The sequence below is a fragment of the Flavobacterium coralii genome (assembly GCF_019891545.1).
Taxonomy (GTDB): domain Bacteria; phylum Bacteroidota; class Bacteroidia; order Flavobacteriales; family Flavobacteriaceae; genus Flavobacterium; species Flavobacterium coralii.
The window spans coordinates 152,988-166,921 of record NZ_JAHDIU010000004.1 but is presented as its reverse complement, the minus strand read 5'-3'; the positions used below and the strand labels follow the sequence as shown (position 1 = coordinate 166,921).

General features: G+C 41.3%; 13 protein-coding genes and 1 tRNA gene. 6 read left to right on the top strand and 8 right to left on the bottom strand.

The features are described from left to right. Positions 1-177 precede the first annotated feature (177 nt). Positions 178-405, top strand: coding sequence for a hypothetical protein (locus tag KJK34_RS08190; protein ID WP_223053379.1), 228 nt, complete (start codon positions 178-180; stop codon positions 403-405). A 33-nt stretch (positions 406-438) separates the two neighbouring features. Here the strand turns inward: KJK34_RS08190 and der are convergent, their stop codons facing one another. After that, positions 439-1,746, bottom strand: coding sequence for a ribosome biogenesis GTPase Der (gene der, locus KJK34_RS08185; protein WP_223053378.1), 1,308 nt, complete (start codon positions 1,744-1,746; stop codon positions 439-441). Between the two features lie 108 nt (positions 1,747-1,854). After that, positions 1,855-2,739, bottom strand: coding sequence for a GTPase Era (gene era, locus KJK34_RS08180; RefSeq protein WP_223053377.1), 885 nt, complete (start codon positions 2,737-2,739; stop codon positions 1,855-1,857). 156 nt (positions 2,740-2,895) lie between these two features. Between era and KJK34_RS08175 the strand changes: the two genes are divergently transcribed. Next, positions 2,896-3,426, top strand: a complete 531-nt coding sequence (locus tag KJK34_RS08175; protein ID WP_223053376.1) for a hypothetical protein — start codon at positions 2,896-2,898, stop codon at positions 3,424-3,426. 10 nt (positions 3,427-3,436) lie between these two features. Here KJK34_RS08175 and KJK34_RS08170 read toward each other — a convergent pair whose 3' ends face one another. From KJK34_RS08170 to KJK34_RS08145, 6 genes are all read right to left on the bottom strand, one after another. After that, complete coding sequence (locus KJK34_RS08170; RefSeq protein ID WP_223053375.1) at positions 3,437-4,216, bottom strand: M90 family metallopeptidase; 780 nt, start codon at positions 4,214-4,216, stop codon at positions 3,437-3,439. Between the two features lie 163 nt (positions 4,217-4,379). After that, positions 4,380-6,758, bottom strand: a complete 2,379-nt coding sequence (locus KJK34_RS08165) for a TonB-dependent receptor (protein WP_223053374.1) — start codon at positions 6,756-6,758, stop codon at positions 4,380-4,382. 67 nt (positions 6,759-6,825) lie between these two features. Further along, positions 6,826-7,407, bottom strand: coding sequence for a Crp/Fnr family transcriptional regulator (locus KJK34_RS08160; protein WP_223053373.1), 582 nt, complete (start codon positions 7,405-7,407; stop codon positions 6,826-6,828). A 325-nt stretch (positions 7,408-7,732) separates the two neighbouring features. After that, positions 7,733-7,876 carry a hypothetical protein gene (locus KJK34_RS08155; protein WP_223053372.1) on the bottom strand — a complete coding sequence of 48 codons (144 nt, stop codon included), beginning with the start codon at positions 7,874-7,876 and terminating at the stop codon, positions 7,733-7,735. A gap of 43 nt (positions 7,877-7,919) precedes the next feature. Further along, a complete protein-coding gene (locus KJK34_RS08150; RefSeq protein ID WP_223053371.1) occupies positions 7,920-8,381 on the bottom strand; it encodes a hypothetical protein in 462 nt (153 codons plus the stop codon). Positions 8,382-8,587: 206 nt separating this feature from the next. Continuing rightward, positions 8,588-8,660, bottom strand: a tRNA-Met gene (locus tag KJK34_RS08145). A gap of 358 nt (positions 8,661-9,018) precedes the next feature. On the opposite strand from KJK34_RS08145, the gene KJK34_RS08140 reads away from it, so the two are divergent. The 4 genes from KJK34_RS08140 to KJK34_RS08125 are packed head-to-tail and all read left to right on the top strand — an operon-like array spanning position 9,019 to position 13,933. After that, positions 9,019-9,726, top strand: coding sequence for an SDR family oxidoreductase (locus tag KJK34_RS08140; protein ID WP_223053370.1), 708 nt, complete (start codon positions 9,019-9,021; stop codon positions 9,724-9,726). 30 nt (positions 9,727-9,756) lie between these two features. After that, complete coding sequence (locus KJK34_RS08135; protein ID WP_223053369.1) at positions 9,757-10,872, top strand: NAD-dependent epimerase/dehydratase family protein; 1,116 nt, start codon at positions 9,757-9,759, stop codon at positions 10,870-10,872. 11 nt (positions 10,873-10,883) lie between these two features. Then, entirely contained in the window at positions 10,884-12,911 is a 2,028-nt protein-coding gene (locus KJK34_RS08130) for an SDR family NAD(P)-dependent oxidoreductase (protein WP_223053368.1), read from the top strand. Then, positions 12,911-13,933 (top strand): MDR/zinc-dependent alcohol dehydrogenase-like family protein, encoded by a 1,023-nt coding sequence (locus KJK34_RS08125; protein ID WP_223053367.1) that lies wholly within the window; start codon positions 12,911-12,913, stop codon positions 13,931-13,933. Before KJK34_RS08130 ends, KJK34_RS08125 begins: the two co-directional genes overlap by 1 nt. Position 13,934: the final 1 nt, after the last annotated feature.

Below are 13,934 nucleotides of genomic sequence, written 5' to 3'. Positions count from 1 at the left end.
GTTGGTTATAGTAAGGTTAACCCTAATAAACCGCTAATTAACTGTTTTAGTATTCCTTCTGCAAGGGTTTTACTCTTGCAATTCGTGTTAAAAAGTTTGATTATTTGTTAATTGTATGATTTTTAACGTATTAAAGTTTTAACGATTTGTAATTTTAAAGTGTTAAAATTTTGAGTTATGAAAAGCTATGTACACAAATTAGTTGTTTTTACAACTGCATTTTTGATTATATATATTGTACTGGCACATTACGAACTGTCTTTTACGGCTCTTTTTGCAATGTGTATTGCAGGTCAGGCACTCACAATTTATATGGTTTATAAGGTACTTACTGATGATTACAAGACAGATAAAACATTTAAGGATTGGTATGAAGATAAACCTGTTGAAACCCTTGAAGATTAAAAAAACCGAAGCAACTGCTTCGGTTTCGTTTTATTATTTCTGCCTGAAGTAAATATCTATAGGCACGCCTGTAAGGTTAAAAATTTCCCTCATCTTGTTTTCAAGATAACGCTTGTAAGGTTCTTTTACATACTGTGGCAGGTTGCAAAAAAATACAAACTGCGGGGTAGGGGTAGGCAACTGCATGCAAAATTTAATTTTTACATATTTGCCCTTTAGTGCCGGTGGCGGATTATGCTCTATAATAGGCAGCATTATTTCGTTGAGTTTGGAAGTAGCTATACGTTGTTTCCTGTTCTCGTAAACCTCAACTGCCGTTTCAAGTGCTTTTAGTAAACGCTGCTTGGTAAGCGCCGATACAAAAAGGATAGGCACATCATTAAACGGTTGCAGCTGTTCGCGTATGGCACGTTCGTAATCACGAACGGTATTGGTTTCTTTATCTACCAGATCCCATTTGTTTACCAGTATTACAACGCCTTTACGGTTTTTTTCTGCCAGCCAAAAAATGCTTTGATCCTGGCCCTCAAATCCACGGGTGGCATCTATAACCAGTATGCATATATCGCTGTGCTCTATTGCCCTTACAGAGCGCATTACCGAGTAGAACTCAAGGTCTTCCTTAACCTTAGCCTTACGTCGGATACCGGCAGTATCTACCAGCTTAAACTCAAAGCCAAAACGGTTGTAGGTTGTATCTATAGCGTCGCGGGTGGTACCGGCAATATCGGTTACCACAAAACGGTCTTCGCCAATCAGTGCATTAATAAATGATGATTTACCCGCATTAGGGCGGCCCACTACTGCAAAACGGGGCAGCTCATCACCTTCATCTTCTCCTGTTTCATGTGGCAGCAGCTCTACAAGCGCATCCAGCAGTTCGCCGGTGCCTGAGCCGCTCATGCCTGCAAAAGTATAGTAATCGCCAAGGCCAAGGTTGTAAAACTCTATGGCATCTTTTTCGCGCATGGCATTATCTACCTTGTTTACTGCCAGCATAACCGGTTTTGTAACCTTGCGGAGCAGTTTTGCCACTTCTTCATCCATTGGGGTAATACCCTCTTCTACATCCACAACAAAAACAATAACATCGGCCTCATCAATGGCAAGCTCTACCTGCCTGCGTATTTCGCCTTCAAAAATATCATCAGATCCTTTTATGTATCCTCCTGTATCTATAACAGAAAATTGTTTTCCGTTCCATTCGCTTTTTCCATAGTTCCTGTCGCGCGTAACACCACTAACAGCGTCAACAATAGCTTCCCTGCGCTGTATCAGGCGGTTAAAAAAAGTAGATTTACCTACATTTGGGCGTCCTACTATGGCTACGATATTATTCATCAGCTTATTTTAATTTTTTGCAAAAGTAATCATAATAAGTTATAAGGCATTAGGCATTAGTTAATAGTTTTTAGAAGCTATTGCCTCTTGCCTCCTTGCTTTTGCCTGTTATTTATTGTTATACCCAAACCTCCTTAACTGGTAAGGGTTGCTGCGCCAGTTCTTATTTACTTTCACGAACATTTCTATGTGTATCTGCTTGCCGAAGAACTTTTCAAGGTCTTCGCGTGCCTGAATACCCACTTTTTTGATTGCAGTACCTTTGTGCCCTATTATAATTCCCTTTTGTGTGTCGCGCTCTACCATGATAACCGCTTTTATGCGGATGATATCATCATCTTCAAGAAACTCTTCCGTCTCTATCTCTACAGCATAGGGTATCTCTTTATCATAGTTAAGCAATATCTTTTCGCGAATGGTTTCATTTACAAAAAAACGCTCGGGCTTATCGGTAAGGGCATCTTTCGGGTAAAATGGCGGCGATTGCGGCAGTAGTTCCAGTATGCGGTTAAAAACCTCCTGAACGGAGAAATTCTCCAAAGCCGATATGGGGTAAATTTCAGCGTTTGGCACCTTTTCCCTCCAAAGTGCAACTTGCTCTTCAAGCTGCTCCTGGGTAGATTTATCAATTTTATTCAGTAAAAGCAGTACCGGTATTTTGGCATGGATTATCTTGTTGAAAAAAGCTTCATCCTTGAGCTCTTTTTCGCCCACCTCAACCATATAGATAAGTATATCGGCATCTTCAAAGGCACTTTTAACGAAGTCCATCATGCTGCTTTGCAGTTCGTAGGCAGGCTTAATAATACCCGGAGTATCGCTTAACACCACCTGAAAATCTTCTCCGTTAACAATGCCCAGTATGCGGTGGCGGGTTGTTTGTGCCTTACTTGTAATAATACTGAGGCGTTCGCCTACCAGCGCGTTCATAAGGGTACTTTTGCCAACATTGGGGTTACCAATAATATTTACGAAGCCTGCTTTATGTTCCATAATCTTACCTGAATTAAAAATGCAAAGTTACAGCTTTATTATGAGCATACCTTTTTTGTTTATACTTGGGTTATTTTTTATAATATTGAAGCGATATTAGTTTATCAATGCTATGAAAATAAACGGCATTTTGCTATGATGCCAAAACTTAAAAAAATGAAAAAGAAAATTTTAATTGCATTTTTTGTGCTTAACCTTGCCGGATTTATAAGTTGTTGCGGGAACTTGACATATTATGATTATGATGGTATTAAAACAAAGGTAGATAACCCAATTGTAGCAGAAAATGACAGTCTTTCATTTGGTTATCGTCAGGTTAACAGGAATTATATGGCAGCAAAAGTGAATTTAAATTACAATGCTGCTTATGCTGCTGTTGATTGTGATAAAGGATCTGGTGGTCCTAAATATCCGTTGGTACGTATTTCAGTTACCAGTGATGCAGACTTTGATGAAACACATCCGGCAGGAACCGAGCTTAATGACCTGATTTATGTTAGAGCCGGCACTGTTGCAGGTATTGCAGAGGGAAGGTTAACAGACCTTCAACCTTCTGAAATAAATTACCTGTATATGTATATTAATGAAAGGCCTGCTGATAATATACCTCATAAATTTACTATTGAAGTTGAAAAATCTAACGGTGAAATTTACAGCGATACCTCTCAGGAAGTTGTGTGGGAATAGCAAAAGGAGCCTATTTAATTGGCTTAGGTTTTTGCTTAAAAAAACTGGTAAGCATCCTGTATAATTCAGGGTGCTTTCTTTTTAATAATCCCGGGCGTTCAAAAAAATATTCAGATGCCACTGCAAAAAATTCGGCACGGTTGGTTGCACCATATTTGCGTATGTCAGAGTCGTCATCATTTATCGCCTCCATTTCACGGTGGATGAGATCAAGCCACGGCACTACATATTCCTGCTGCATAATATGTTCGGGCACGCCATCGGTCATATCATCCATTTTGTCTATAAGGTGCACAAACTCATGAATACCTGTATTGCTTTTATCGGTTATGTTCCGGAAACCGTGGTATAGCGCTTTTCGCGACAGCACCATTTGCTTTTCAAAACGACCACTGCCAATAAGTCCGCCGATATTCCTGTCTTTAACCGTATCGGCAAACTCAAGATCATGATTAAAATGGTCTGGGTACAGCAACACACCACTTAGGTTATAGTAATGCCACTCTTTAAACCCGAAAACAGGTATCACAGCACTTGCGGCAATTAATATTTTATCTAGATCTGTAATCTCAGTACCAACTCCATCAATATATACCTCGCTTAAAAACTGCATGACTTTTTTACGAAATACCGCCTGCCTCTCAGGTTTAAGGTTGCGGTAATAAGCAACATTTTCTGCCAAAAGCGGTTTCCATTCTTCAGGAAAAGGGCTTACAGCCCTGCGGCTTGTGCTTGTATAAATATAGATACCGATTATTGCAAATACTGCAAGTGCTATATAAAAAGCCATAGTTTAAGTTTATGGGTTAAAGATAAGCAAGGAACAATTAAAAAAGCCACCCGTAATAAGTGGCTCATGCATTATTATAAAAAATATAACAATTGTGTAAATACAGAAACCGGCTCAACTGTAAAGTATATTGCCGGAATCCGAACGTAACCCTGTTAGTATTTTAGAACTGAAACCTGTAACCGAAATCAGGTGCAAAGCCTATCTGGTCTATTTGGTCAACGTTTTGTGTCAGCCTGTTGTAATCTCTTGTAAATACATTCTGGTTGTCAGTAATATTCTGGAAATCGATGTAAAACTGATGTGATGTTTTCTTAGTGCTGCTGTTAAACTTCATTCCCAGTTTAAGGTCAATCCTTAAATAAGGGTCATACTGAAGGCTGTAAGCATTTAGCTCGTCCCTTATTTCATATCCCGCTGCTCTTGATGCCTCTAAATCTACCGGCGTATAGTAACGACCGCCCGCAGTTGTAAACTTGGTATTGATAGAGAATATATTCTTTTTAGCCTTGCCAACAAAAAACTCTTTACCGGCAAGCAGGTTTATAACATAGCGGTTATTAAAAGGAGAGTTGCGTTCTATACCATCGCTGCCTTCATATTTGCTTTCAAATAATGATGTTGTAAACAGGGCATGGTAACCTTTGCTGAAAAACTTTTCTACAGTAAGCTCTATACCTGTATTGTAGCCTGTGCCTTTGCTTACAAGAGAGGTTTTATCTCGGGAGAAAACAAAGTCTGCACCTTCTGTTAATGATGAGTAGCTTGTAGGCGTTCTCTCTACAGCCGCTTTGTCTATATCCTGGTAATATACCTCTGCCTTTGCCCTCCATTTTTCTGCAAACCTGAAGTCATAGCCAATTACATAGTGGCTACTCCTTACTAAGTCGAGGTCACGGTTAGTCTGTACAAAAGTTCCGTTTATATTTTCTTCCAGGAAAAGTAATGGCGCCGCCACATTTTGGTGATGTAGCCCGTAACCGATGTTTAAATTGCTTTTCTGGTTAATTGCATAGCTAAAGGATACTCTCGGCTCTGCAACAAATTGCTCGTTTACAGAAAAGTATTGCCCGTGCAGCCCCGCATTAAGTGTCAGCTTCTCTGTTATCCTAAACTGCCCTTGTGCATAAGGCTGTAAAAGCGTGTAGCTTCCGTCGTTAGATAAAAGAGGCACAAGGTCAGCATAGCCGTCGCCATCAGTATCATCCTGTTCTTCCCGGTCAGATAATTTGGCATCTAAAGTAAAACGCTCCAATAATATACCCGACCGTACAGTGAATTTCTTGCTTATTTTTGAATTGAATACTGTTGAAAGCGTGATTCTGCTTTCGGTATTATCAGATTCAGTATATCGTATCTTGGTTTCTTCAGGAGTATCTTTATTAAAATAGCGGTCTTCTTCATAATTTTCGGCAGATGAAGACGTGCCTACAGTAGTCCTGAGGTAAGAGTTTTCACCTATGTCAATAGTATGCTTAAGTCCTACTGTATAAAAGCCTGATTCAAAATAAGCATCTGTATCCTTTGCGGCAAAAAGATCGTCTTCATCAATTTCATCTCCAAGAAAATCAATATCAGACTGCCCGTAAATTCCGAATACGGAAACAGTACCTATTTTACTCTTGCCGAAATTTATGTTGAAAGACAAATCCCTGTAGTTGGGCTGTGCATCTGTACCTGCGAGGCCAAGAACCCCTACAAAGCCATAACGTGCCGCAACAAGAAACGAGCCTCCGTTCTCTCTTAGCAGCGGGCCTTCTGCTACAAACTCAGCACCCGGAAACGCTGCAATACCTGCCATAAATTCATAGTCCTGTGTGTTGCCTTTCCTAAGGTTGAGGTCAAAAACACCACCAATAGCGTTTCCGTACTCCGCCGGGAAAGCCGAGGTTATGAAATCAGAGTTTGCCAATAAATTCGGGTTCAGCGCCGATACCGGGCTTCCTGTTGTACCAAGCGTAGAAAAGTGGTTAGGGCTGGGTATCGGTACTCCTTCAAGCCTCCATAACAACCCCGTTGGTGCATTACCCCGCACAACAATATCGTTCCTGCTGTCGTCCGCAGTAGATACCCCTGCAAAGTTAGAGGCAAGCCTTGCCACATCACTTCTTCCGCCGGCATAGCGTGTTACCTCTTCGGTAGTAAACTGCCTTACCGATACTGCCGCCATAGTATTAATGGCTTTTGCCTTACTCTTTTCTGAAGTTATTACAACTTCATTCAGGTCTTTAAAAGATTCCTGCAACATGATGTTCAGTATAACATCTTTACCAGTTGTAACTTCAATTTCGGGTAGTGCAACATTTTCATATCCCAAAAATGAAGCGATAACTGTTTGCCTGCCTATGGGGACATCTTTTAACTCGAAATTACCGTTATCATCGGTAACGGCATTAATACTTTCCTTACCCAGTATTGCCACTGTAGCGCCGGGAATTGTTGTTTCAGATTGTTTATCTGTAACAGTACCTCTTATTGTGCCGGTTTGTCCCAGCATCTTAAAGGATAAAAAGAATAACAGAATTAAGATTAATTTTTTCATTTGTTACGTTGTATTGATTGAACAACGCAAACCTATTGTGAAAATAAATCTTAAAAATTGATTGAGGTTAAGATTTTTTACTTCCTGATAATCTTGATCTTATGCGGCTGAGGCTTTCGGGTTTCATGTTAAGGTAAGATGCTATATACTTTAAAGGAATACGTTCTACAACCTTCGGGCGCTCTTTTATAAGCTTTAGGTATCGCTCCTCATAAGACAGGTTGGTAAGGTTTTCATACTTACGCATCATAGCCATGATTACCTGTTCTGCTATAAGGCGCCCAAACCGTTCAAATACGGGCCAGTCATCATAGAGTTTTAAAAGGTCAGGTTTGTAAAAAATATACATTTCGCAGTCTTCAAGAGCCTGTACATTAAGTTGAGAAGGAGTTTCTGTAATGAAGCTTTGGTAATCAGAAAACCAGCCGTTCTCAAAAAAGAACTGTCCTGTGCGTTCTTCACCGTCTTTAGTATAATAGTACCGTATGCAGCCCGACACAATAAATATTACAAAATCGCATATTTTACCTTCCACTAAAAGATGTTCTTTTCGTTTTAGTTCCCGGTAGTGCAGCATATTCAAAAAAGCCTCACCTTCAATCTCGTTGAACTTTATACGCTCAGCGATACTCTTTAACACAACATTCATTGCATCAGTATTTTAAGTCACGAAAATATATCTTTAAAAAGAAATTTCCTATAAGATTTAAAAGTTTATGAAGTGTTTAAACATTGCTTTCGATTGATGTGATTAGTGTAGGATGAAATGTCACAATAAAAAAGCCACTCATTTCTGAATGGCTATTAAAATAAATTCCCTAAAATTAAAATCATCATTATCATGTCTTTAGCTGTTGGTCGGCTCTATAACTTTTTCTACATCTGACTATTTTCTCCAAAAACCATTCACTTAAGTTCTTGATTAGACTATTCTCGTCTTTTGTATTACTGGCTATGTTTCTTGCCCGTAATAATTAATCATCATCCGGACGAATTCTTGTAGGGCTTCCCTTTTCTATGTCGCCGCCTTGTCTTCTCCGCTGTTCTTCTAATCTTTCTCTTTCTTCTTGCTGCCGTCTCTGTTCTTCTCTACGGCGGTCGTCATCATTTGTAATCATATTAAAAATTTTAGTGGTTTAAACTTATTTTATACTTCAACTTTCAGGCATATCTCCAAAAAAATATTAACAGTAGAATTTTTCCAACGATAATGCTAAACAATGAGATGCCGTTCAGCAAATTTGTTGCGCTATTGCAGAAAGAGCATAATAAATCTATTTTTTTCTGATCTCCATTTGCTTCTTTATTCTCTTTTAGCCGGATTTTATTTTTATGAAATAACACTTCATATTTACAACTGTAATAGCTGCTGACCTGGCTCAGTAAATTTGATATAATACATAATATTAAAAACAGCCAAGCAAATTTTAATGTAAGGTCGCAAGCGTCGACACCATCAAAATCTTTTTTAAATGATATTGAAAAGCCTAAAGCGGCAGTGCTTAAAGATATTACAAGTATGTCAAATCTATTTACAGCATACTCGGCGATTTTATTTGTCTCATCTATATGTTTTTGATACCTTTCAATGAGTTTTAGAGTTTTGTCGTCAAATTTCTCCATTGCTATGCACAACCTTTATGACGCACATTAAGCTTCTTAGGCTTGTTATCAGTTATCCTTATGTGCTGATAATTCCGCGTTACGCAGCTATAATAGCATCTTTGTCTTTATTGTATTTTTCTATTTTCAGTATAGTTAACAAATCATAAATATATAAAAAATTAATATAAAAAAAAGCCACTCATTTCTGAATGGCTTTCGCTTAGTAGCGGGAACTGGACTCGAACCAGTGACCTTCGGGTTATGAGCCCGACGAGCTACCTACTGCTCTATCCCGCGATGTTTCGATTGCAAATATACAACCTTTTCACAGATACACAAGGCTTAATAGAGAAAACTTTTTTAGCGGAAAGATACTAACGGTAATATATGATACTTCCTGTTTTTGCAAACCTTTGTTATGTAGTGCGTAAGCAACATTATTCAGTGGTTTTTATCATGAAATAAAATTTCTGAAGGCTCTGCAATTTAACACTTCTTTGGGCTTTATGTGCAATTATGCAACGTATCAGGGAAACTGTGTAAGGCATCTTCTACCGTACAAAATTAAATTTGTTGATATACAAATAAGGAAATACCTCACAGAAATTAAACAGACCTTCGGCATTACGCTGAAATTTCCTAAAAACTCGGATATATGGCACATCAAAAAATAGCAGCATCCGTGGCTCTCGTTACAGGCGGGGCGGGCGGTATAGGAAAAGCTATAGCCGAAAAACTGGCTGCTGCTGATGTTGATGTAGTTGTTGCTGATGTTGTTCCTCAAAAGAACAATACAAACAACATCATTTATCGTCATTGCGATGTGACAAAGGGTGCAGATGTAGATGCGCTTTTCGAGTGGATGGTTCAAACTACCGGCCTGCCGGATGTACTGGTTCTCAATGCAGGTAAAGATATGCATGAAAAGCTGACTGAAGGTGACCCTGAGAAATGGGAATATACTTTACAGCTTAATGTTATGGGCGTACTGCGCTGCATTAGGGCTTTCGTGCCGCAGATGGAGCAGAATAAAAAAGGAGATATAGTTTTTATCTCTTCTGTTGCAGCAGGCAGGGCTTATGAATATGGAGGTGTTTACAGCGCTACAAAGGCGGCGGTAGAAGTAATAGCCGAAACCCTTCGGATTGAAACATCGCCCTGTATCAGGGTTACTGTAATAAGTGCAGGCATAACCGATACGGCTTTTTTCAATAACAGGGGCGATGGCAGTAATGCAGAGAGCATAGGTATGGGAAGCATGGAGCCCGATGAAATAGCAGATGATGTTATATATGCCCTTAGCAGGCAACGAAATACTGTAGTAAACAGGATTACCGTTCGCCCGGCAAAGCAGGATTTTTAAGTAAAAACAACATAAAACTAATACTATACTATGAAAAAGAGAGTGCTGATAACAGGAGGAGCGGGCTTTATAGGTTCGCATCTTGCCGATGAGCTTATTGAAAAGGGATATGAAGTAAGGGCTTTAGATAACCTTTCGGAGCAGGTGCATGGGCCTGATGCTGTACGCCCGGACTATTTAAATCCTGAAGTAGAGCTTATTGTAGGCGATATAAGGGATAAAAATGCAGTTCGTCGCGCTCTTGAAGGAGTAGATGCTGTCTTCCACTTTGCTGCTATGGTAGGCGTGGGGCAAAGCATGTACCAGATAGAAGATTATACGGATGTAAACAATGTGGGTACGGCAGTACTGCTGGAAGCACTGATAGAAAACCCGGTGCAGAAGCTGGTAGTAGCATCAAGCATGAGTATTTATGGCGAAGGGCTTTACAAAACTGCTGATGGCAGCCTTGTTCAGGAAAGCGAGCGCAGCCTTGCGGAACTTAAGCAGCAGCAGTGGGATATGCAGGACGAAAAAGGTAACCCTTACCAGCCACAGCCAACCCCCGAAACAAAAAAGCCTAACCTGTCATCTGTATATGCACTTTCAAAATACGACCAGGAACGCCTTTGCCTTATAACAGGCAAAGCTTATAACATGCCTGTAACGGCGCTTCGCTTCTTTAATGTATATGGCACACGCCAGGCATTGTCTAATCCTTACACAGGTGTACTGGCAATATTTGCATCGAGGCTGCTTAATGGTAATGCCCCGCTGATATTTGAAGATGGCCTCCAAAAAAGGGACTTTGTGCATGTTAAGGATGTAGCAAGGGCGTGCAGGCTTGCACTCGAAACTCCTGAAGCTGACGGTGAAGTATTTAATGTGGGTAGCGGTAACCGGTACACCATTCGTGAAATTGCCGATAAGCTGGCCCATGTAATGGGTAAAGACATTAACGCAGAGGTAACAGGCAAATACCGTGTGGGCGACATACGCCATTGCTTTTCCGATTTAAGCAAGGCTAAAGCAATCCTGGGTTATGAACCGCAGGTTCCGTTTGAAGAGGGCCTTACAGAGCTTGCACAGTGGCTGGAAGGCCAAATAGCGGTAGACAGCGTTAGCCGCGCTACTGAAGAACTGGCCTCAAGGGGACTAACAGTATAAACCAGAAGAACATGAGTAAACTATCAGATAAAAAAATAACGCCTGTTGTGGGTATAGTAGAATGGTTCAGGCCCGGGCAGTATGAAGAGGTAAGGCAGGCAATACAGGATTTCAGGAAGTTGGGCATAACACATCTTCGCACCGGCGTTTCGTGGGCAGAGTGGTATGCTGAAGGTACTGCCGAATGGTATGACTGGCTTTTTCCGGAACTGGCAAAGCATGTAGAGATATTGCCCTGCTTTCTTTACACACCGCCATCTATAGGCGAGGTGCCACGTGTATCGTCACCTCCAAAAGACCGCAAGGCTTTCGCCGATTTTCTCGACGTGATGATTACCAGATATGGTGATTATTTTGAATGGGTTGAGCTTTGGAATGAGCCTAACAATAATGTCGAGTATGATTTTACGCTTGATTATTCGTGGAATAAATTCTCTGAAATGATAGGTATGGCGGCATACTGGGCACAGCATCGCGGTAAAAAGACATTGCTGGGCGGCATGAGCCCTATAGACCCGAACTGGCTGCAGATGATGGCAGAAAAAAATCTGCTGCAATGTATTGATGCTATCGGCATACATGGCTTTCCGTATGTTTTTGACCAGCAATGGACAGGATGGGAAGATAATCTTACAGCCGTGCGTAAGGTTTTGCAGGACAACGGGCTGCAAAAGGAAATATGGATATCGGAAGCAGGCTTCTCCACCTGGCAGGACGATGAGGTAAAGCAATGGGAAGAATTTAAAAATGTGCTGGATACCAATGCCGAGAGGGTGTACTGGTACGGGCTTAAAGACCTTGACCCAAAATATCCCACAGTTGGCGGCTTTCACCTTGATGACAGGGAGTATTACTTCGGGATGAAAAAGCACGACGGCACTGAAAAATTACTTTATAAACTATTAGCAAAACACGGTATGGAAAATATAAGCGAGCATGACTATATCAAAAAAGAATACACCATCAGCGGTAACGAAAAATATGTTTTAATAACCGGTGGAGCAGGCTTTATAGGCACTAACCTGGCAGCACGCCTGCTGGCTGAAGGCAAAAGGGTAATGATATATGATAATATCTCCAGAGCCGGGGTAGAGCAAAACCTGAAATGGTTGCAACAGGAGTATGGCGACAGGGTTATGGTACAGGTTGCCGATGTAAGGGAAAAGAGGATACTGGAAGAATGTGTAAAAAATGCTGAGCAGGTATTCCACTTTTCGGCGCAGGTGGCGGTAACATCGTCATTAACCAACCCGGTGCATGATTTCGAAGTAAATATAGCCGGGACATTTAACCTGCTTGAAGCCATCCGTAAGTCAGAACACAAACCACCGCTTGTATTTACCTCTACCAATAAAGTATATGGCGACCTTATGGATCTAGGCCTAAAAACCAACAATACCCGCTACTATCCCGAAGACAGCTATTTCAGGGAGAATGGCATAAGTGAGGCGCGCCCGCTTGATTTTCACAGCCCGTACGGCTGTTCTAAAGGTGCTGCCGACCAGTATGTACTTGATTACTCAAGGTCATACGGGCTTAAAACAGCAGTGTTCCGCATGAGCTGTATATATGGCCCGCACCAGTTTGGTACTGAAGATCAGGGGTGGGTAGCCCATTTCCTTATCAGTGCACTGGAAGATAAGCCTATTTCTATTTACGGAGACGGAAAGCAGGTGCGTGATATACTGTTTGTAGAAGACCTCGTTAATGCATTTATACTGGCGCAGAAGAACATCGATACAATATCGGGTAACGCCTTTAATATCGGCGGAGGCCCTGCCAATACGGTAAGCCTTGTTGAAATACTTGATGTAATTAAAGAAAAAACAGGAAAAGCTATAGACGTTTCTTTTGATGAGTGGCGAACAGGCGATCAGCAGTACTATGTTTCTGATACTTCCAAATTCACGAAGGCGACAGGCTGGAAAGCTAAATATTCTGTAACCGAAGGTGTACAGGCGCTCATGGACTGGCTATGCGAATCGAGAGGCATAAAGCTGGCAAAAGCAAAAGTTTCATCTAAAGCGGTTGCTATATAATGGAGGCTACTTTAAACAATACAACGAAAACAGATACTACTTCCGCAAAAACTGTTACGGCAAAGGCAGCGGTAATTACCGCACCGGGTACCGTAGCGGTAAAAGACATACAAATTCCTGCCCCGGCTAAAGGCGAAGTACGCATAAAGCTTGAAGGATGTGGTGTTTGTGCTTCTAACATTCCGGTTTATGAAGGCAGGGAGTGGTTTAATTACCCGCAGACGCCCGGCAACCCGGGACACGAAGGCTGGGGTGTTATAGATGCTGTGGGAGAAGGTGTTGAAGGTCTTGAAGAAGGCGACAGGGTTGCCTGCCTCTCATATAACGCCTATGCAGAATATGATATAGCTAAAGCAGATGAAGTGGTAAAACTACCCGCTTTTCTTGACGGTAAGCCTTTTCCGGGTGAGCCGTTGGGATGCGCACTCAACATCTTTAACAGGAGCAATATACAGCAGGGGCAGACGGTAGCAATTGTTGGTGCAGGCTTTTTGGGAGCATTGCTCATACAGCTGGCAAAATCGGCAGGGGCCACAGTTATTGCAGTATCACAGCGTGAATTTTCGCTTGAAACCGCTGACAAGGCCGGAGCCGACCATCTTGTAAAAATGGATGACCATTACAGGATTATCGAAAAAGTAAAAGAAATAACCAACGGGCATTTCTGTGAAAGGGTGATAGAGGTTACAGGTAAAGAGTGGCCGCTTAATCTTTCGATTGAGCTTACCGCCGAAAGGGGTAAACTGATAGTTGCAGGCTTTCACCAGAATGGTATGCGTCAGCTTAATGTGCAGTTGCTTAACTGGAGGGGCATCGACATGATAAGTGCACACGAGCGCGACCCGCAACAGTACATAAGTGGCATTTGTGAAGCTGTTAAAGCAGTAGGGGAAGGAAGGATGAACCCGTTTCCGCTATTCACACACCAATTTACGTTAGAGGAAGCGCAGCAGGCATTTGAACATCTTACCGGCAGGCCGGACGGATTTATAAAAGCACTAATTGTAAACAATAAGAAATAAA